Below are 19,037 nucleotides of genomic sequence, written 5' to 3'. Positions count from 1 at the left end.
CTCATCTGCTTGGCGGTCGTGACCCAAGCTAGCCCGAAGGCGCAGGTCACGGTATAGGTGATGGCCGTCACAATTCGGGTGCGAAATGTCGTGCGTAGACACTTCCCGGATGTTGTCGTTTCCGCGCGGGGCGCGGGGGTACAGTCGCGCAATGGCCGAACGAGCGGAGCCCCGGTACCCCGGACCGACCTTCTGGACGCGTGCGCGGTGGTTGCTCAACGCTGGTCCGTCGGATTACATGATGGCGATGAGTGTCGCTTCGGCGTCGTTGCCCGTCATCGGTAAACACCTTGAGCCGCTTGGCGCTGCGACCGCGATGGGGGTGTGGGGTTACCGCCATCTGCCCGACTTCCTGAACGCGACGGCGAAGTCCTGGTTGAGCCCGGGTAGCGCCGAACTCAAGCGGTCCGAGCGCAACAGCACCAACGCCATCGCCGAGGCCGCGCTGCGCGGCGTCGTCAACGCCAAGGACCTCGCAATCGACTGGCCCGCACCGCAATCGGTGCCGCCGCTGTGGAACATTCGCGAATACCGGCGCAGCGTGTACCGCACCTCCGTGCAGTACGGTCCGCGGTCGTCACAACTGCTGGACGTGTGGCGGCCCGAGGAACTGCCGTCCGAGCCCGCACCCGTGCTGCTCTTCGTGCCCGGTGGTGCCTGGGTCCACGGTAGCCGACTGCTGCAGGGTTACGCCCTGATGAGCCACCTCGCTCAGCAGGGCTGGGTGTGTCTGTCCATCGACTACCGTGTCGCCCCGCATCACCCGTGGCCTGCGCACATCACCGACGTCAAGACAGCGATTGCGTGGGCGCGGGCCAACGTCGACAAGTTCGGCGGCGACCGTCATTTCGTCGCGGTCGCAGGCACCTCGGCGGGCGGGCACCTGGCCGCGCTCGCCGGCCTGACGCCCAACGATCCCGAACTGCAGGCCGAACTGCCGGAGGGTTCCGACACGTCCGTCGACGCGGTCGTTCCCATCTACGGCCGCTACGACTGGGAGGATCGCTCCACCGTCGAGCGGGTGCGGTTCGTCGACTTCCTCGAGCGCGTGGTGGTCCGGCGCAAACTCGCCGACCACCCCGACGTCTTCCGCAAGGCGTCGCCGATTGCCCGTGTCCACCGCAACGCCCCGCCCTTCCTGGTCGTTCACGGCAGCGGCGACAGCGTCATCCCGGTCGCCCAGGCCCGCGCGTTCGTCGAGCGAATGCGTGCGGTGTCGCGGTCGGTGGTCAGTTATATCGAACTCCCTGGCGCAGGCCACGCGTTCGACATGACCGACGGGGCCAGGACCGGCTCGGCGGCGACAGCAATCGGCCTGTTCCTCAACCAGGTTCACCGAAACCGGTCGCTGGTCGGCGCCAAAGAGGTTATATAGGCACCTCCGGAGGTGGGGGTGACGAGGTGAAGAGGCTCAGCGGCTGGGACGCCGTGCTGCTGTACAGCGAGACGCCGTCCGTACACATGCACACGCTCAAGCTGGCGGTCATCGACCTGACCGAACTGGGCGGCCGGCAGTTCGGCATCGAGGAGTTCCGTCGCGTCATCCACGGGCGGCTCTACAAGCTCGACCCGTTCCGCTACGAACTGGTCGACATCCCGTTCAAGTTCCACCACCCGATGTGGCGGGAGAACTGCGAGGTCGACCTCGAATATCACGTGCGTCCATACCGCGTGGACAGTCCCGGCGGCCGCCGGCAACTCGACGAGGCGGTCGGCCGGATCGCCAGCACACCGCTGGATCGCAGCAGGCCGCTGTGGGAGATGTATTTCATCGAGGGCCTCGCCAACGGCCGGATTGCGGTGCTGGGCAAGATCCACCACGCTCTCGCCGACGGGGTCGCATCGGCGAATCTGCTGGCCCGCGGCATGGACCTGCAGACCGGCCCGCAGGCCGAGCGCGACTCGTACGCCACCGATCCGCCACCGGGGCGGGCGGAGTTGGTGCGAACCGCGTTCGCCGACCACATGCGACAGATCGGCCGGTTGCCCGGCGTCATGCGCTACACGGCGCAGGGCATTCAGCGGGTGCGCAAGAGCGCGAAGAAGTTTTCGCCCGAACTCACCAGGCCCTTCACGCCGCCGCCGTCGTTCATGAACCACAGGGTCGACGCTCAGCGCAAGTTCGCCACAACCACACTGGCGCTCGCGGACGTCAAGGAGACGGCGAAGCACCTTGGCGTCACGATCAACGACATGGTGCTCGCGATCTCCGCCGGCGCGCTGCGCGGACTGTCGCTGAAGTACGACGGACACGCCGATCACCCGCTGTTGGCCTCTGTGCCGGTGAGCTTCGACTTCTCACCGGATCGCATCTCCGGCAACTACTTCACCGGCGTCATGATGGTGGTGCCGATCCAGCTCGACGACCCGCTGGAGCGGGTGCGCGCCGTCCACGAGGCCGCGAGCGACGCCAAGGACACCCACCACCTGATGGGGCCGGAACTGGTGAGCCGGTGGTCGGCGTATTTCCCGCCGGCTCCGGCCGAGCGGTTGTTTCACTGGCTGGCCGAAAAGGACGGCCAGAACAAGGTGTTGAACCTGCCGATTTCGAATGTGCCCGGCCCGCGTGAGCCCGGCCGCGTCGGCGGCGCGCTGGTCACCGAGATCTACTCCGTCGGTCCACTCACCACCGGCAGCGGGTTGAACATCACGGTGTGGAGCTACGTCGACCAGCTCAACATCTCCGTGCTGTCCGACGGCGCCACGCTGGCGGACCCGCACGAGCTGACCGACGCGATGGTCGAGGCGTTCATCGAGATCCGCCGCGCTGCAGGGCTTTCCGGCGAGCTGACGGTGATCGAGTCGGCTATGGCTTGATCGTCGGCGCTGCAGTAGCCGCGGCGTCGACGGGCTCGCCGGCTCGCGTGTACCTGGCGTGCACCCACGACAGGAACTTCTCGACCGCCTGCGCGGTGTAGTGCGCCCGCGGCGAGCCGTAGTAGAAGTCGAACGCGTGCTGGGCGTGCGGGATCTCGGCGTAGGCGACCGTCGACGTCGACACCTTCTTCTGCAGCGCCTCGGCGAACTCGCGGCCCTCCTGCACCGGAATGATCGAGTCGTCCTGGCCGTGAAGCACGAAAAACGGTGGCGCATCGGGACGTAACCGCATGATCGACGAGGCGTCGACGAAGACCTGCTTGTGTTCGGTGATGCGCTTCTTGACCACGAACTTCTGCAGGAACCCGATGAACTCCTTGCGGCCGGAGCCTTTCGCCGACACCCAGTCGTAGCGGCCGTAGAGCGGCACGGCGGCGACGACGGAGGTGTCGGCGTCCTCGAAACCGGGTTGCCACTGCGGATCATCGTGGGTCAGCGCGGCGAGCGAGGACAGGTGTCCGCCCGCCGAGCCCCCGGTGATCGCGACGAAGTCGGGGTCACCGCCGTAGTCGGCGATGTTCTCCTTGATCCACGCGAGCGCCCGTTTGACGTCGACGATGTGGGCGGGCCAGGTGTGCCGCGGGCTGACCCGGTAGTCGATCGAGACACACACCCACCCGCGTTTAGCCATGTGGGCCAGCAGCGGATAGGCCTGGGGCCGCCGCATGCCGATGGCCCACGCGCCGCCCGGCACCTGCAGCAGTACCGGGGCCTTGCCGTCGCGGGGCAGGTCGTTGCGGCGCCAGATGTCGGCGCGGTTGACGCGGCGGTGTGGCCCGTACTGGATGGTGTTGGTCTTCTCGACATACCGGCGCCTGATCAGGTCGTGGGGCCAGACGCCGATCTGCGCCCGCCGTCGCCGGGCCGGCTGCGACTTGTTCGCGACGCGCTCGTAGTCCTCGCCCAGCGCCTCGCGCAGCGGATCTTCGAAGTAAGGCTGCGACTTGACGTTGCGGTAGTGGATCAGCCCCAGCAGCGCCCACGCGATTGCGGTCAGTACCAACGCTATTCGGCCCCGAGCGCCGCGGAAGTCGCCGCGCAGGCCGCGGCGCAGCGCGTCGAGCATCGAGACCGCCATGTACACCGGCGACATCTCGGTGGTGGCCCAGCCGAAGGCGAACACCGGCAGCGTGATGTAGCCCTCGCGGCCGAGCGGTTGAACTCCGTTGGCTGCGTTGGCGAGTTCGGCCACTGCACGAAGCAGCGGAAAGCGGCGTTTAGTCATCGAGCTCCGTCATAGCCCAGGCGACGGCCGGCAAAACATCGGCGACCACCCGCTAGCCCAGTACCGGCAGGCGGCGCTCGGTGGCCAGCTCGTCGAGCGCGCGCTGCATCACGCGGCGCACATGAGCGTCGACCTCGTCGATGTCGGGGTCCTCGCCGAACTCGGCCACGATGTCGATCGGTTCAAGCACCTGCATGACGATCTTCGACGGCAGCGGGAGATTGGGCGGAACGACCAGCGACAGCCCGAACGGGAAGCCGAAGGAGATCGGCACGATCTTCGCGCGGGCCAGGCGGGCGATCGGCCCGAGGCGCTTGGCCAGCCACGTTCCGCGCGACAGGAAGATCTGCGTCTCCTGTCCGCCGATGCCGACGGTCGGCACGATCGGCACACCGGCGTTCAGCGCGGCTTTCACATAACCTGTGCGCCCGCCGAAGTCGATCACGTTCTCCGAGAACGTCGGGCGGTACACGTCGTAGTCGCCGCCGGGGAACACCACGACCAGACCGCCCGAGCGCAGCGCCTCGTCGGCGTTGCGGTGATTGGCGCTGATGTAGCCGATCTTGCGGAAGAACTCGCCCGTCGGGCCGACCATCAGCATGTCGTGGCTGAGGGTGTAGAGCGGGCGGTCGTAACCGTGGTGCGCGTAGAAGTCCGCGGCCAGGATCGGCACGTCCATCGGCAGCATGCCGCCGGAGTGGTTGGACACCACGAGCGCCCCGCCTGCCGGCAGGTTCTCCAGGCCGCGCACCTCAGAACGGAAGTAGCGCTTGAGGAAAGGCCGGGTGACGGCCATGAACCGTTCGGTCAGCTTCGGATCCCACTTGGTGAGCTGCGACGGCTCTGTGTCGGGGGCGGCCATCGGATCTCCTCCGGATCGAAAACTGAAACGTGTTCTAGTTTAGCCGACTGCCGCTGTGCAGGACAAACGGCGCTGGTTTGCGTGCACACAGCTACGGCTACCTTATTCGGCATGGACGGCCGCGACCTTCTTGCGGACCGCTACGAACTGCGAGGCGTGCTCGGTCGCGGCGGGATGGCCGAGGTCCACGACGGGTGGGACACCCGGTTGCAGCGCCCGGTGGCGATCAAGCTGCTGTACCAGGCGTTCAACGCCGACGCCCACATGCGTCGCCGGTTCGAGGAGGAGGCCCGTGCCGCCGCGGCGCTGAACCACCCCAACATCGTCGCGGTGCACGACTGTGGTGAGCACGACGGCACCCCGTTCATCGTGATGGAGCGCCTGCCCGGGCGGACGCTGCACGACGACATCGCGCTGGGGCCGATGCCGCCGGAGCGGGTCCGCGCGATGCTGGACGACGTGCTCGGCGCGCTCGGCTGTGCACACGCCGCGGGCATCGTCCATCGCGACATCAAGCCCGGCAACGTGCTGATCGCCCCGAACAGCGGCGCGATGAAGGTCGCCGACTTCGGTATCGCCAAGACGGCGGGCGCCGCGCTCACGGCGACCGGCCAACTCGTCGGGACAATGGCCTACATGAGCCCGGAGCGGGTCGCAGGTGCGCCGGCGTCGGCGGCCGACGACCTGTACGCCGTCGGCGTGATGGGCTACGAGGCGCTGACAGGGCAGCGGCCGTTCCCTCAGGAGAACCCGGCCGCCCTCCTGCATGCCATCCTCGACACGCCGCCTCCGCCGATCAGCGCGATACGCCCGGACATCGACCCGGCCCTGGCCGCGACGATCGACCGGGCCATGGCCCGCGACGTGAGCCAGCGGTTCGGCAATGCGGAGCACATGCACGCCGCGCTGGCGGGCGCTCCCTCGGCGCTGTTGCTGGGACCGACGCCGCCGTCGGCGTCACGACCGGCGACCAAGGTCCTCGCCCAACCACTCGCGCCGTCCGCCAACTACTACGTCGCTCCGGCGCCGCGCCGGCGCCCGCTGAGCCGCGAACGCAAGCTTCTGTTGGCGGCCGCCGGGTTCGTGGCCTTCGTCGTCGTCGGCTTGGCGCTCGCTCTCGACCCGTCATCGAGCACACAACTGCCACAACCGATCGGCACCAGCACACCTGTGCAACCCCCGCCTCCACCGCCCTCGTCGATGCCGCCTCCGCCGCCGACGGCCGACGTGCCCGTCTTCGAGAAACCCAAGGGAGACAAGAAAGGCGAACAGGGCCGCGGCAACGGCAGGGGAAACGGCAATGGCAAGAAGGACGACTGACGGGCTCAGCGCCCGGGCTCCGGTTGTGAATCCGGCGACGGAATCCGCCGGCCGAAAACCGTCGCCAGATTCACACTGGAGCGCGTGACCGACTGCCTGCTCGAGTTTCCCGGGCCGTTACGATCAGCCGCGTGAGTGACAACACGGAACCAGCCGTCCTGGTCGAACAGCGCGACCGCATCCTGATCATCACCATCAACCGCCCGCAGGCCCGCAATGCGGTGAACGCCGACGTCAGCCGCGGCCTCGCCGACGCCATGGACCGACTCGACGGCGACGCGGGACTGTCCGTGGGCATCCTCACCGGAGCCGGCGGCTCGTTCAGCGCGGGCATGGACCTCAAGGCGTTCGCGCGCGGCGAGAACGTCGCCATCGAGGGTCGCGGCCTGGGCTTCACCGAGCGGCCGCCCGCCAAGCCCCTGATCGCAGCCGTCGAGGGCTACTGCCTGGCCGGTGGCTGCGAGTTGGCGCTGGCCACCGACCTGATCGTGGCGTCGAAGGAGTCGGCGTTCGGCATTCCGGAGGTCAAGCGTGGCCTGGTGGCCGGCGGCGGCGGCCTGCTGCGGCTGCCGCAGCGGATCCCTTACGGCCTGGCGATGGAGCTCGCGCTGACCGGTGAGAGCCTGTCCGCCCAGCGGGCCCATGACCTCGGGATGGTCAACATGCTCGCCGAGCCGGGCCGGGCACTCGAGGCGGCGATCGCCTTCGCGGAGAAGATCACCGCGAACGGGCCGCTTGCGGTGGCGGCGACCAAGCGGATCATCGTCGAATCCCGCGACTGGAACTCCCAGGAAATGTGGAAGAAGCAGGTCGAGATCTTCGCGCCTGTCTTCATGTCGAACGATGCCAAGGAAGGCGCGATCGCGTTCGCCGAGAAGCGGGCGCCGAAGTGGACGGGAACCTGACGGGGTTTCTCCGCCCGCCGCCCGGGGCAACCGGGTAGACGTGGAAACGTTGACCCGGGCGCGGCACGCGCAGAAGCGCATCTTCAGAGCACAGCGGCGACTGTGGTTGTTGCAGGCCGCGCTGTGGCCGACAGTGGCTCTCGCCGGTATCGGCGCCGTTGCGGCGCTGGTCATGCGGTACCGCGGACGCGCCGACGGACGGGCGAGCGCCGTCCCTTCACCAACCGACGGCCTTCCTCACCTCTAAGGAGACAGCGCATGGCGCACGACCTGCCGATTGCCGACTACGACCAGCTGCCGATCACCGAGCTGCGGCACCGCATCCGGGCGCTCGACGAACCGGCGCTGCGCGCGGTGTTCGAGCACGAGACCGAGCACGGCAACCGGATCCCGGTGCTCGAGGTGCTGCATGCGCGGCTCAAGGAGTTGACCCACGGCGCGGAGCCGTCGCCGGGCGACCCGGCCAACGCCCCCGGGGTCAGCGCAACGCCGGGCGGTTCGCCGGTGCAGGAGTCGACGGCCGCGGAGGCCAACACCCCGTTGCGGCACGGCGTCGCGAACCAGACCCCGGCGCGCGGCAAGCCCTGAGGTCGGCACCGCCGGCCTGACCGGTGTTGACCTGAACCGCCGTTGAGGTCGCAGGATTGTTCGCATGACATCTTCGCCGGCGGGCCTGGACGTAGGCCTCGACATCGCGGCCTACCTCGGCCGCATCGGATATACCGGATCGACCCAACCGACGCTGGACACGCTGCGTGGCCTGATCGCAGCGCACAACCGCTCGATTCCCTTCGAGAACCTCGACCCGCTGCTCGGCATACCGGTCGCCGACCTCAGCGTGGGCCCGCTTGCCGACAAACTCGTGACCCGCCGACGCGGCGGGTACTGCTACGAGCAGAACGGGCTCATGGGATACGCGCTGGCCGAACTGGGGTACGGCGTGCAACGGCTCGCTGGCCGGGTGCTGTGGATGAATCAGTCCGGCGCACTGCCGGCGCAGACTCACGAGACGCTCTCGGTACGCGTTCCCGGAGACGACGAACCATGGTTGGTCGACGTCGGCTTCGGCGGGCAGACCCTGACGTCGCCGATCCGGCTGGACGTCGGACCCGTGCAGACCACCCGCCATGAGCCCTACCGGTTGCGTAACCATGTCGACGGTTACCTTCTGGAAGCCGAGATCCGCGGCGAGTGGCAGCCGCTGTACACGTTCGACACCCGACCCCAGCCGCAGATCGACCTCGAAGTCGGAAGCTGGTATGTGTCAACCCATCCCGAGTCGGGCTTCGTCACCGGCCTGTCGGCAGCGCTGATCACCGACGACGCCCGGTGGAATCTGCGGGGACGCAACCTGGCGATCCACAGCGGCGGGAGCACCGAACGAGTTCGGTTCGACACCGCCGCCGACGTCCTCGCCACGCTCACCGACCGCTTCGGGATAGATCTACACGACCTCGGCGAGCACCGCGACGTCGAGGCACGCATCCACGAAGTCCTCGACCGCTAGAAGGCAGCAGAAATTGTCATGTCATTCCGCGCGTGGCGCGACCATACTCGGTGGGCGTGGGCCAGCCATCACGCCGTGACCGCTTGCGCGAACTGCTCGACGCGGTCGTCGACGCCGACAACAGCGGTGTGGAGCAGATGGCCCGCAGCAGCCACGCCTCGGAATTCCACTTCTCGCGGGAGGTTCGCCGCCTGACCGGCGAGTCGCCCGCCGCGATGCGGCGCCGGATCATGCTCGAGCGCGCGGCCTGGCGCCTGCAGCGCGGTGAGCGAGTGGCCGTCGTCGCGGCCGACGAAGGATGGTCGTCAGCCGAGGTGTTCTCCCGCGCCTTCCGGCGCGCCTTCGGCGTGCCGCCCTCCAAGGCCGCCGACGTGACGTTCCGGGTCAGCGCGCCCAACGGCCTGCACTTCCATCCACCGCAGTCGCTGTGGTTGGACAACGCCGGTGACACGAAGGAGCCCGACATCTCCCAACTGATGGTCGCGCACGACATCGCCGATACCGCCTACCTCATCGACCGGGCCACCAATCTGAGAAAACAGCAGTGGACAGAAGAGATCTCAGCGGGCCAGGTGGTCCTGGACTGGGACGGTCCCGAACCCAGCGTCGGCGCTGTGCTCGGCGCCATCGTCTGGACGAAGCAGGTTTGGCTGGCCACGATCGCGGGCCACGATTTCCCGGACCGGGCGGTAACCCGGCCCGAGTCGACCACCCCCGAGCAGTTGGCCAGGCACCACGCCGACATCGGGAAGCGCTGGAGCGCAATGGTTTCCGAGTACGCGGCCGAGGGGCGGATGGGCGACACCATTATCGATGCGCTGTGCGATCCGCCCGAATCGTTTCAGCTGTACGGCATCGTCGCGCATGTCCTCGAGTACGCCGCCCTCAGACGCGGGCTGGCCCGCTCCATGCTGGGCCGCCACGGCATCGAAACACACCGCGGCGACCCACTGGAATGGATGCGGGGCAACTGATTTGGCAACCGTCTACTACACCGCGTCCAGCATGGACGGTTACATCGTCGACGACCGCGACAGCCTGGACTGGCTGACCTCCCGCGACATCGATTCGAGCGGACCGTTCAACTACGACGAGTTCATCGCCACGATCGGCGCCGTGGTGATGGGCTCGACAACCTACGAATGGATTGTGCGCAACCATCCGGGCGACTGGATGTACGAGCAACCGTCCTGGGTACTGACGCGACGACCGCACATCATCGAGCGCGGGCACCCGGTGCGGGCCTTCGCCGGCGACGTCGCCGAACTACATCCCGAATTAGTCGCCGCCGCAACGGGTAAGGATGTCTGGGTCGTCGGGGGAGGTGAAACAGCGGGGCAGTTCGTGTCGGCAGGCCTGATCGACGAGATGATCGTCAGCTACGCACCCTGTTCGCTCGGCGCGGGCTCACCGGTGCTGCCGGTGCGTTCGGAATGGGCTGTGGTCGAGGCGGCGGTCAACAGGGAATTCGTCTGCGCGCGGTGGCGGACAGCCTATCCCCGGTCTGCACCACCATAGCGACGGATGAATTCCCTTGACTTGATGAGGAATTCGATCTGCTCTGCGACGTCGCGCAGCGGGTCCACCGTACGCGTGGATCGGCACAGCAGCACCGCCCCCTCCAGCGCGGCGATGCACGTGATCGCGAGTGAGCCCGCCTGGGCCTGGTCGAAACCGTCGGCGACGAACGCGCGCGTCAGCGCATCGCGCCAGTGGCCGAAGATGCTGCCGGCGACGGTCGTCAACCGGGGTTCGTCGTCGGCGGACCCGATCGCCGCCGCCACCACCGGACAGCCCGCGGCAAAATCGCTTTCCACGAGCAGCTCTTTCCAGAACGCCACGAACTTGCGGACCAGATACATGCCGCCCTTGGCCGCGGCCTCGTCGATGACCTCAGTGATCTCCTCACCGGCGTATTGAAGGGCCTCGGTCAGGATCTGGTTGCGGCCCGCCGGAAAGTGGTAGTAGACCGACCCGCGCGGTGCGCCGCTGCGGGCCAGCACCTCGTCGATGGTGACGCCGGCAGCACCGCGCTCCCGCAGCACCTCGGCCGCGCTGATCAACATCTTGGTGCGCGTCGAAACCCGCTTGTTGGTTTTGGTCGCGGCGGATGTCAGGACAACCTCCAGGGAAGTGGTCAGGCTGCGCGGGTGCGACGCATCAGCGCCGAACGCCAACCGTGGACACGTGGGCTGAACCGGAGGACCGGCCGACGGCGGTCATGCGCGTGATGCGTGAATCGGTAACCGGCGAAGTTGACCTCAATGACCCACATCGGGCGCCTCCCTGTCTATGACAAACAGCATAAAAGCAGGAACACACCGAGGCAATGGATGTATTCCGCATCACAGGTGCCGGGTGTATACGCAGGTAGCCGACCGGCGGCCGGACGTTGTCTGCACGTCGAACCGGCCGATTATGGACCAGGCCATAATCCCGTCGCGCCCCGGATTCTCCGAGCGAAGTGCAGGTCAGGGCATGACCGGACGGCTACGCTCGGGCTCGACGCGGAGAGGGAAAGGCGCTCGTCATGAGCCACTACAGAAGCAACGTGCGCGATCTGGAGTTCAATCTCTTCGAGGTGCTGGACCTCGACAAGGCGCTGGCGACCGGCGAGTTCGGCGACCTCGACGGCGAGTCGGTGCGGCAGATGCTCGACGAGGCGGCCCGCCTGGCCGAGGGTCCGGTCGCCGAGTCCTTCGCCGAATGCGACCGGCATCCGCCGACGTTCGATCCGGCCACCCACGAGGTGACCCTGCCCGTAGCGTTCAAGAAGTCGTTCCAGGCCTGGCATCAGGGCGAGTGGTTCCGCGTCGGCATCGCCGAGGAGATCGGCGGAGTACCCGCCCCGGCAGTCGTGGAGTGGGCGATCAACGAGTTGCCGCTCGGCGCCCAACCGGCGGTGTTCATCTACCACGCCGGATCGACGATGGCCGACATCCTCAACGACATCGGCAACGAGCAACAGCGCCACTGGGCCGCGTTGATGGTCGAGCGCAACTGGGCCGCGACGATGGTGCTCACCGAGCCCGACGCCGGATCCGACGTCGGCGCCGCCCGCACCAAGGCCGTTCAACAGCCCGACGGGACATGGCATCTCGACGGGGTGAAGCGGTTCATCACCAACGGCGACACCGACGACCTGTTCGAGAACATCTTCCATCTGGTGTTGGCCCGGCCCGAAGGCGCCGGGCCGGGCACCAAGGGACTGAGCCTGTTCTTGGTGCCGAAGTACCACTTCGACCCCGAGAGCGGTGAAATCGGCGAACGCAACGGAGTCTTCGTCACCGGTCTCGAGCACAAGATGGGGCTGAAGGTGTCGGCCACCTGCGAGCTGACCTTCGGCCAACACGGCGTACCCGCGGTGGGGTGGCTGGTCAACGACACCCACAACGGCATCGCCCAGATGTTCAAGGTCATCGAGTACGCCCGAATGATGGTGGGCACCAAAGCGATCGCCACGCTGTCGACCGGCTACCTCAACGCGCTGGATTACGCAAAGACCCGGGTGCAGGGCGCCGACATGACCCAGATGACGGACAAGAACGCGCCGCGGGTGACGATCATGCACCACCCCGATGTGCGACGTGCGCTGCTGACGCAGAAGTCCTATGCCGAAGGGCTACGCGCCCTCTACCTCTACACAGCAGCCCACCAGGACAGCGTCGTCGCGCAGATCGTCTCCGGTGCCGACGGCGAGATGGCCGACCGCGTCAACGATTTGCTGCTGCCGATCGTCAAAGGCGTGGGCTCCGAGCGCGCGTACCAGTGTCTGACCGAATCGCTGCAGACGCTGGGCGGTTCGGGATTCCTTCAGGACTATCCGATCGAGCAGTACATCCGCGACGCCAAGATCGACTCGCTCTACGAGGGCACCACCGCAATTCAGGCGCAGGACTTCTTCTTTCGTAAGATCGCCCGCGACCAGGGCGCGGCGCTGACGCACGTGGCCGACCAGATCCAGCGGTTCATCGCCAGTGACAGCGCGCGTCCCGAACTCGCGGACGGCCGCGCGCTGCTGGCCACCGCGCTGCAGGACGTGCAGACCATGACGGCCACGCTGACCAGGTATCTGATCTCCGCGCAGGAGAACCCGCGCGAGTTGTACCGCGTCGGTCTGGAGTCGGTGCCGTTCCTGCTCGCAGTCGGCGACCTGTTCATCGGCTGGTTGCTGTTGCGCCAGGCCGAGATCGCGCTGGCGGCCATGGACGGCGATGTCTCCGACAGCGACCGCGCGTTCTACACCGGCAAGGTCGCCGCCGCCAACTTCTTCGCCAAGAACATGTTGCCGCCGTTGCGCGCCCGGCGCGGCATCGTCGAGAAGGTCGGCCTCGAGGTCATGGACCTACCTGAAGCCGCCTTCTGACCAAGGTTGGCGAGCTGGGCCCACGGCGAAGTCAGGGGATCGGAAAATGCCCCGAAAACCCGTGAAATTAGGGCACTTTCCGTCTGCTTGCGCTAGGAGGCGTCAGTCTTCCGGGGTGTAGCCGAACGGCAGCAGCACGCTCTTGTGCTCGACGTAGGCCTCGATGCCCTCCGGGCCGTTCTCGCGGCCGATACCGGAGTTCTTGTAGCCGCCGAACGGCGCGCCCGGATCGAACGCGTACATGTTGACCGCGTATGTGCCGGTGCGGATCTTGCCTGCGACCTCGAGCGCCTTCTTGTTGTCGGTGGTCCACACGCTGCCGGCCAGCCCATAGACCGAGTCGTTGGCGATGCGGATCGCGTCTTCTTCGGTCTCGTAGGGAATCACCGCAAGCACCGGACCGAAGATCTCCTCCTGGGCGATCGTCATCGAGTTGTCGACGTCGGCGAACACCGTCGGCTGCACGAACCAGCCGCTGTCCAGGCCCTCGGGGCGCCCGCCGCCGGTGACCAGCCGGGCGCCCTCCTCGACGCCCTTCTTGATGTAGCCCTCGACGCGCTCGCGCTGCTTCTCGCTGATCAGCGGGCCGATCGCGGCATTCGGGTCGTCGGGCAGCCCGACCGGCATCGCCGAGATGAAGTTGGCGATCTTCTCGACGACCTCGTCGTAGCGCGACCGCGGCGCGAGGATGCGAGTCTGCGCCACGCAGGCCTGACCGCTGTTCATCACGCCCGAGAACCCGAGCATCGGCAGCGTCGAGTCGAGGTCGGCGTCTTCGAGGATGATGGCCGCCGACTTGCCGCCCAGCTCCAGGGTGCAGGGCTTGAGTCGATCGGCGGCGATCTTGGCGACCTCCTTGCCGACCGCCGAGCTGCCGGTGAACGTGTACTTGTCGATTTCGGGGTTGGCGGTCAAGGCGCGGCCGGTCTCGGCGGCGCCGGGCACGATCGACAGCACGCCCTCGGGCAGGCCGGCCTCGGCGAACATCTCGGCCATCGCGAACACCGACAGCGGCGTCTCGGCGGCGGGTTTGAGCACGACGGTGCAGCCGGCCAGCAGCGCGGGCCCGAGCTTGTTGGCCGCCAGGAAGAACGGCACGTTCCAGGCGGTGATGGCCCCGACGACACCGATCGGCTCCCGCACCACCAGCGTCTGGCCGTAGATGCCGTCGCGGATCTCTTTCCAGGCGAACTTGTCCGCGGCGCCCGCGTAGTACTGGAACGCCGACATCGCGGCGCCGTACTGCATCATGTCGACGATGGTCTGCGGCTGGCCGGTCTCGGCGGCCAGCAGGAACTTCAGCTCGTCGCCGCGCTCCTCCATCAGCTTGGTGGCGGCGCCGATCACGGCCGCGCGCTCCTGCGGCGACATCTGCGGCCACGGACCCTCGTCGAACGCCTTGCGGGCGGCTGCGCAGGCGGCGTCGACGTCGGCCTCCTTCGCCAGCGGCACCTTGCCGACGAGCTCGCCGGTCGCCGGCGAATGCACCTCGATGACCTCAGACGACGACGGCTCGACCCACTTGCCGCCGATGAACAGCTTGTCCCACTCGGTCCGAAACGCGGTGCTCTGTGTCATGCCCGTCACACTACCTACGAACCGGCGAAAGTAGAACCTGTTCCAGTCGGCGGCCTCAGGACCAGCACCAGATTGCTCACCAGGAACTCTCTGAGCACCGGGACGTTCGTCAGTGACCACGCCCATCGTGGGTGGTAGCGGGGGAAAGCGGCGACCAGGGCTCCGGTGCTCGCTGCCCACTGCAGCCCGTCGCGCGCGTGCACGGCGAACAGTGACGAGCCGTAGTTGTTCTTCGCCGGATGGCCGTGCTTGCGGGCATATCTGCGCGCCGCGCGGGCGCCGCCGAGGTAGTGCCACAGGCCGGTCTCGTGGCCGCCGAAGGGTCCCAGCCATACCGTGTACGACAGCACCACCAGCCCTCCGGGCCTGGTCACCCGCATCATCTCCCGGCCCATCCGCCATGGCTGCGGCACGTGCTCGGCGACATTCGACGACAGGCAGATGTCGACGCTGGCGTCGGCGAACGGCAACGCCATCCCGGATGCCCGCACGTATGTGGCGGCCGTCGTCGTCGCGGGACCGCTGTGCATCTCCGCAGGATCGGGTTCCACGCCGATATAACGAAACCCCTTGTCGCTGAACGATTCCGAGAAGTAGCCGGGCCCGCCGCCGACGTCCAGCACGGTCCGGCCGGCCGGTGACGAGCCGGTCACGCCGTGCCACAAGTCGGCCACCATCGTGGCGGTGTCCTCGGCGAGCGCACCGTAGAACCGGGCCGGGTCACGTTGCTCGAAGCGGAATTCGCTCAGCAGGCGCAGCGACCGTGACAGCGTCGCGCGGCGAGCGAGCAGGTCGGTGACCACAGCGCGACCCTACGCAGCGACTAGTCTGGGGCGGATGTCTGACCGCCCCCTCCGATCGGTGTTGCTGCTGTGCTGGCGCGACACCGGCCACCCGCAGGGCGGCGGCAGCGAGGCCTACCTGCAGCGCATCGGCGCGCAGTTGGTCGCGTCGGGCGTCGACGTCACGCTTCGCACTGCGCGCTATCCGGGGGCACCGCGCCGCGAGGTCGTCGACGGGGTGCGGGTCAGCCGTGGCGGCGGGCGCTTCACCGTCTACATCTGGGCGGGGTTGGCGATGGTGTTGGCGCGCATCGGGCTCGGACCGTTGCGGCGCGTGCGGCCCGACGTGGTGATCGACACGCAGAACGGCATCCCGTTCATGGCCCGCCTCGCCTATGGCCGACGCGTCGCGCTGTTGGTGCACCACTGCCACCGCGAACAGTGGCCGGTCGCAGGCCCGGTGATGGGCCGAGTCGGCTGGTTCATCGAGTCGAAGCTGTCGCCGCGCGCGCACCGGCGTAACCAGTACGTCACCGTCTCGCTGCCGTCGGCGCGGGATCTGGCGACGTTGGGCGTGCGGCCCAGTCAGATCGCGGTGGTGCGCAACGGCCTCGACCAAGCGCCCGCAGGGGCGCTCAACCCGGACCGGTCAGCCACGCCCCGGGTCGCGGTGTTGTCGCGGCTGGTGCCGCACAAGCAGATCGAGGACGCTCTTGAAGCCGTCGCGGCGCTTCGTCCCCGTATTCCGGATCTGACGCTCGACGTCGTCGGCGGCGGTTGGTGGGAGCAGCGGCTCGTCGAGCACGCCGCGCTGCTCGGCATCTCCGACGCGGTGACGTTCCACGGTCACGTCGACGATAAGACGAAACATCGTGTGCTGCAGCAGTCCTGGGTGCATGTGTTGCCGTCTCGGAAAGAGGGTTGGGCGCTGGCGGTCATCGAGGCGGGGCAGCATTCGGTACCCACGATCGGCTATCGAGCCTCCGGCGGCTTGACCGATTCGATCGTCGACGCGGTGACGGGCCTGTTGGTCGACGACTTCGACGGGCTGGTCGACGGCCTGGGCGAGCTGCTGTCGGATCGGGTGCTGCGCGAGCAACTCGGAGCCAAGGCACATGTGCGCTGCGCCGAGTTCTCCTGGCAGCAGAGCGCGACGGCCATGCGCGCCGTGCTGGAGTCGGTGCACCGCGGGCAGTACCTCAGCGGCGTCGTCTAGGCAGAGGCGGCGTGTCGATCTCGCACCTCAAGTGCGGCGCACCGCGGATACGACGGTCCAGGGTGACGACGGTCGCGTCCAGCGTCTCGGCTAGTGCGACATATGCCGCGTCGTAGCTGGACAGATTCTTCCGGAGTTCCCAGATTCGATCGGCAAGCAAGTCGTAGGGCCAATACTCGATCGCCAGGTCGAGAAGGTCGGTATGCGCTTGTACTGCTTGGTCGGGCGTGATCGTTCCGGCAAGTTCTTGTCGTCGCATGACGTTGGCACACTCGAACGGCAGAAGTGTCGGGGCGTAGAGATCTCCCTCGCTGATCTTGGCGGTCGCCCATCGACCGTCGTCGCCGGAGTCCAGTAGAGCGGCCAGGATCGTGGACGCATCGCAGACGACGCGCAATCTCAACGCTTATCCGCATCTTTGTCGGCGAGGATCGTCGCCGCGTCGAGTCGGCTTCCGGTTGCTGCAACCCGCGCTCGTGCCCGGGCAAGAGTGTCCTGCACTGTCGGTTTGGCGGCGGTTTCGACAAGCATTCCGCGCAGGTATTCCTGAAGCGACTTTCCGGCCCTGGCCGCCCGAACAGCTAACTCGTCGCGCACGTCGTCGGGGATGTCACGGATGGTGATGGCAACCATCCCTGCAGTTTAGCTGTATTGCTGCTATTTTGCAGGCAGACCTTGGAGCTCATTCTCCGTAGTAAGGCCTGCGGTGCAAGCGATATCGCCTGCGACTTCAACGGCCCTGACGGCCTCGAACTGCCGTGACGAGTGCGGCGCCCCCACCGACCAGAAGAATCGCCAGCCACACCATGTGGGCAGCCAGCACGAGGCCGCGCCCGTCGGCCCGCGGCGACGAGCCACCGACCCGATACAGCGCGAGGTCGTCATCGGCATACGCCACGGGCAACGGCAAATGCACTGCTGCGCCGCCGGATTCGACGCCGCTTGATTCGACGACGACCCACCCGACGCCGGCACCGGCCAACGCGTCGCCGTCGGCGCCTTCGACGAGGATCTCCTGCACCTCGCGCGCGCGTTGCCCCTCCCCGTAGACGATCCGGTCGCCGATCTGGAGGTCGCCGGTGCTCAGCACCTCGGCGTGAACCCACCGCGGCAACGGGTCGAGTACGGGCGCGTCACCCGCCCAGTCGAATCGACGCATGCTGTCCACTCCCAGCACGGCCACCGGGCGCGGGTCGGCGTTGATCATCTCCGCTACCGTCGCCCACCCCGGCGGATACTGCACCGACGCAACCTTGCCGCCCACGCCCCACGCCAGATCCGGCAGCGTCGCGATGAGCGCCGCGCAACAGAGCACCGCCGTCGCCGCCGCGGGCAGCCAACGTCGCGCGGTGAGCACCGCGGCCGCCCCGGCCAGCGCGTACCCGGGCATCGCCAACGCCACCCACTTCTGCGCGTCGCGTACCACTCCGAGGCCGGGCAGCGCGCGGATCGCCGCCTCGACGAGGGCGAGTCCGGGCGCGGTCGCCATCAGCGCAGGCACCATCACCGCGACGGCGGCCAGCACCAGCAGCGGCACCGCGGCCCGCCGCCGCAGCACCACCGGCAGGCCCAACGCGACGACACCGAGCAACACCGCGGTGCCTACGATGACGAAAAGCGTTGTGCGAGAAGCGGGCACAGCTTCTGCGTTCCAGATCCCGCCCAGCCCGGCCAGGCTGAGCAGAGTACCGAGCCCGGGCTCGGCCCGCGCCGCGAACGCACCGACCCCGTCGGCCTGCGACGACTCCAACGACCGCGTCACCATCGCGGCGACCAGCCAGGGCAGCGCCGCGACGACCGCCACGCCCATCCCGAAAATCGCGCACCGCCACCGCGGCCACCCGTCGCCGGGCGCGACGGCGCAGACCAGCGCGACGGTCGCCGCCAGCATCAGCCCGGTCGGCGTCACCCCGGCCAGCGCGATCCAGAACACCAGACCTGTCGCCGTCGACCACGACGGCCGAGTCCGCATCCCCAGCATCGCGGCGCCCACCCACGGCAGGCATCCGTAGCCGACGAGAAGGCTCCAGTGGCCCTGCAGAAGGCGTTCGGCGACGTACGGGTTCCACACCGCGATCGTCGTCGCCACGCACTGACCGGCCACTCCCGACTCGGGCACCACCGCGGCGGCCAGCCGGGCAGCGCCCCAGCCCGCCAACCACAACCCGGCGATCAGCAGCGCTTTGACCACCACTCCGCCGTCGACCGCCGACGACGCGACCGCCACGAAAAAGTCCTGCGGCAGCGCACGCGGTGCCGCCTCGGACAACCCCAGCGCGGCGTCGGACAGATACGAACGCGGCGTCGACACCGCGTCGCGCAACAGCAGGTACCCCGGTGCGAGCAGGGGCGCCGTCACGGCGAGGGCGAGCACCAGCGCGTAAGCCGGGGGGAGGGCG

General features: G+C 67.9%; 19 protein-coding genes. 11 read left to right on the top strand and 8 right to left on the bottom strand.

What is annotated here, in order from left to right:
- The first annotated feature begins 151 nt into the window (after nucleotides 1–151).
- Entirely contained in the window at nucleotides 152–1,375 is a 1,224-nt protein-coding gene (locus tag AU188_RS12345) for an alpha/beta hydrolase (protein ID WP_059164007.1), read from the top strand.
- 26 nt (nucleotides 1,376–1,401) lie between these two features.
- Nucleotides 1,402–2,817 carry a WS/DGAT/MGAT family O-acyltransferase gene (locus AU188_RS12340; protein WP_059164006.1) on the top strand — a complete coding sequence of 472 codons (1,416 nt, stop codon included), beginning with the start codon at nucleotides 1,402–1,404 and terminating at the stop codon, nucleotides 2,815–2,817.
- Here the strand turns inward: AU188_RS12340 and AU188_RS12335 are convergent.
- On the bottom strand, nucleotides 2,807–4,102 hold the full coding sequence (locus AU188_RS12335) for an alpha/beta hydrolase (RefSeq protein ID WP_059164005.1): 1,296 nt from the start codon (nucleotides 4,100–4,102) through the stop codon (nucleotides 2,807–2,809). The two genes, AU188_RS12340 and AU188_RS12335, sit on opposite strands and share 11 nt — an antisense overlap.
- A 52-nt stretch (nucleotides 4,103–4,154) precedes the next feature.
- Complete coding sequence (locus AU188_RS12330) at nucleotides 4,155–4,964, bottom strand: lysophospholipid acyltransferase family protein (protein WP_059164004.1); 810 nt, start codon at nucleotides 4,962–4,964, stop codon at nucleotides 4,155–4,157.
- Nucleotides 4,965–5,075: 111 nt separating this feature from the next.
- On the opposite strand from AU188_RS12330, the gene AU188_RS12325 reads away from it, so the two are divergent.
- From AU188_RS12325 to AU188_RS12295, 7 genes are all read left to right on the top strand, one after another.
- Nucleotides 5,076–6,284: a protein kinase domain-containing protein gene (locus AU188_RS12325; protein ID WP_059164003.1), complete on the top strand. Its 1,209-nt coding sequence runs from the start codon at nucleotides 5,076–5,078 to the stop codon at nucleotides 6,282–6,284.
- Between the two features lie 122 nt (nucleotides 6,285–6,406).
- Nucleotides 6,407–7,189, top strand: a complete 783-nt coding sequence (locus AU188_RS12320; protein ID WP_059164002.1) for a crotonase/enoyl-CoA hydratase family protein — start codon at nucleotides 6,407–6,409, stop codon at nucleotides 7,187–7,189.
- A 40-nt stretch (nucleotides 7,190–7,229) separates the two neighbouring features.
- The gene (locus AU188_RS12315; protein WP_059164001.1) at nucleotides 7,230–7,436 is read left to right on the top strand and encodes a hypothetical protein; all 207 of its coding nucleotides are present in this window, start codon (nucleotides 7,230–7,232) and stop codon (nucleotides 7,434–7,436) included.
- Between the two features lie 11 nt (nucleotides 7,437–7,447).
- Nucleotides 7,448–7,777, top strand: coding sequence for a DUF8129 domain-containing protein (locus tag AU188_RS12310; RefSeq protein ID WP_059164000.1), 330 nt, complete (start codon nucleotides 7,448–7,450; stop codon nucleotides 7,775–7,777).
- A gap of 64 nt (nucleotides 7,778–7,841) precedes the next feature.
- Nucleotides 7,842–8,696, top strand: a complete 855-nt coding sequence (locus AU188_RS12305; RefSeq protein WP_059163999.1) for an arylamine N-acetyltransferase family protein — start codon at nucleotides 7,842–7,844, stop codon at nucleotides 8,694–8,696.
- 56 nt (nucleotides 8,697–8,752) lie between these two features.
- Nucleotides 8,753–9,670, top strand: a complete 918-nt coding sequence (locus tag AU188_RS12300) for a helix-turn-helix domain-containing protein (protein ID WP_059164038.1) — start codon at nucleotides 8,753–8,755, stop codon at nucleotides 9,668–9,670.
- A gap of 1 nt (nucleotide 9,671) precedes the next feature.
- Complete coding sequence (locus AU188_RS12295) at nucleotides 9,672–10,214, top strand: dihydrofolate reductase family protein (RefSeq protein WP_059163998.1); 543 nt, start codon at nucleotides 9,672–9,674, stop codon at nucleotides 10,212–10,214.
- Here AU188_RS12295 and AU188_RS12290 read toward each other — a convergent pair.
- Nucleotides 10,190–10,762, bottom strand: a complete 573-nt coding sequence (locus AU188_RS12290) for a TetR/AcrR family transcriptional regulator (RefSeq protein ID WP_059164037.1) — start codon at nucleotides 10,760–10,762, stop codon at nucleotides 10,190–10,192. The genes AU188_RS12295 and AU188_RS12290 overlap by 25 nt on opposite strands.
- Nucleotides 10,763–11,226: 464 nt before the next feature.
- On the opposite strand from AU188_RS12290, the gene AU188_RS12285 reads away from it, so the two are divergent.
- On the top strand, nucleotides 11,227–13,062 hold the full coding sequence (locus AU188_RS12285) for an acyl-CoA dehydrogenase (RefSeq protein ID WP_059163997.1): 1,836 nt from the start codon (nucleotides 11,227–11,229) through the stop codon (nucleotides 13,060–13,062).
- Nucleotides 13,063–13,164: 102 nt separating this feature from the next.
- Here the strand turns inward: AU188_RS12285 and AU188_RS12280 are convergent, their stop codons facing one another.
- Both AU188_RS12280 and AU188_RS12275 read right to left on the bottom strand, forming a co-directional pair.
- Complete coding sequence (locus AU188_RS12280; RefSeq protein WP_059163996.1) at nucleotides 13,165–14,640, bottom strand: aldehyde dehydrogenase; 1,476 nt, start codon at nucleotides 14,638–14,640, stop codon at nucleotides 13,165–13,167.
- A 14-nt stretch (nucleotides 14,641–14,654) separates the two neighbouring features.
- On the bottom strand, nucleotides 14,655–15,443 hold the full coding sequence (locus tag AU188_RS12275; RefSeq protein ID WP_059163995.1) for a class I SAM-dependent methyltransferase: 789 nt from the start codon (nucleotides 15,441–15,443) through the stop codon (nucleotides 14,655–14,657).
- Between the two features lie 34 nt (nucleotides 15,444–15,477).
- On the opposite strand from AU188_RS12275, the gene AU188_RS12270 reads away from it, so the two are divergent.
- Nucleotides 15,478–16,638, top strand: coding sequence for a glycosyltransferase family 4 protein (locus tag AU188_RS12270; RefSeq protein WP_059163994.1), 1,161 nt, complete (start codon nucleotides 15,478–15,480; stop codon nucleotides 16,636–16,638).
- On the opposite strand, the gene AU188_RS12265 is transcribed toward AU188_RS12270, so the two are convergent.
- The 3 genes from AU188_RS12265 to AU188_RS25515 all read right to left on the bottom strand — a co-directional run.
- On the bottom strand, nucleotides 16,622–17,041 hold the full coding sequence (locus AU188_RS12265; RefSeq protein ID WP_156426658.1) for a type II toxin-antitoxin system VapC family toxin: 420 nt from the start codon (nucleotides 17,039–17,041) through the stop codon (nucleotides 16,622–16,624). The two genes, AU188_RS12270 and AU188_RS12265, sit on opposite strands and share 17 nt — an antisense overlap.
- Nucleotides 17,038–17,271 carry a FitA-like ribbon-helix-helix domain-containing protein gene (locus AU188_RS12260; RefSeq protein WP_059163992.1) on the bottom strand — a complete coding sequence of 78 codons (234 nt, stop codon included), beginning with the start codon at nucleotides 17,269–17,271 and terminating at the stop codon, nucleotides 17,038–17,040. Before AU188_RS12260 ends, AU188_RS12265 begins: the two co-directional genes overlap by 4 nt.
- A gap of 97 nt (nucleotides 17,272–17,368) precedes the next feature.
- The coding region (locus AU188_RS25515) for an MmpA family trehalose lipid delivery protein (RefSeq protein ID WP_286137427.1) at nucleotides 17,369–19,037 on the bottom strand (1,669 nt) is incomplete at its 5' end.

It is taken from the genome of Mycobacterium sp. IS-3022 (assembly GCF_001500065.1).
Classification (GTDB): Bacteria; Actinomycetota; Actinomycetes; order Mycobacteriales; family Mycobacteriaceae; genus Mycobacterium.
The sequence above is the reverse complement of the archived record's forward strand: the minus strand, read 5'-3'. Positions and strand labels throughout refer to the sequence as shown.

Bases quoted from the DNA above. Each gene is read 5' to 3' on its own strand.
- AU188_RS12345 (WP_059164007.1), top strand. From the start codon at position 152: ATGGCCGAACGAGCGGAGCCCCGGTACCCCGGACCGACCTTCTGGACG.
- AU188_RS12335 (WP_059164005.1), bottom strand. From the start codon at position 4,102: ATGACTAAACGCCGCTTTCCGCTGCTTCGTGCAGTGGCCGAACTCGCC.
- AU188_RS12330 (WP_059164004.1), bottom strand. From the start codon at position 4,964: ATGGCCGCCCCCGACACAGAGCCGTCGCAGCTCACCAAGTGGGATCCG.
- AU188_RS12325 (WP_059164003.1), top strand. From the start codon at position 5,076: ATGGACGGCCGCGACCTTCTTGCGGACCGCTACGAACTGCGAGGCGTG.
- AU188_RS12310 (WP_059164000.1), top strand. From the start codon at position 7,448: ATGGCGCACGACCTGCCGATTGCCGACTACGACCAGCTGCCGATCACC.
- AU188_RS12305 (WP_059163999.1), top strand. From the start codon at position 7,842: ATGACATCTTCGCCGGCGGGCCTGGACGTAGGCCTCGACATCGCGGCC.
- AU188_RS12290 (WP_059164037.1), bottom strand. From the start codon at position 10,762: ATGTTGATCAGCGCGGCCGAGGTGCTGCGGGAGCGCGGTGCTGCCGGC.
- AU188_RS12285 (WP_059163997.1), top strand. From the start codon at position 11,227: ATGAGCCACTACAGAAGCAACGTGCGCGATCTGGAGTTCAATCTCTTC.
- AU188_RS12280 (WP_059163996.1), bottom strand. From the start codon at position 14,640: ATGACACAGAGCACCGCGTTTCGGACCGAGTGGGACAAGCTGTTCATC.
- AU188_RS12270 (WP_059163994.1), top strand. From the start codon at position 15,478: ATGTCTGACCGCCCCCTCCGATCGGTGTTGCTGCTGTGCTGGCGCGAC.
- AU188_RS12260 (WP_059163992.1), bottom strand. From the start codon at position 17,271: ATGGTTGCCATCACCATCCGTGACATCCCCGACGACGTGCGCGACGAG.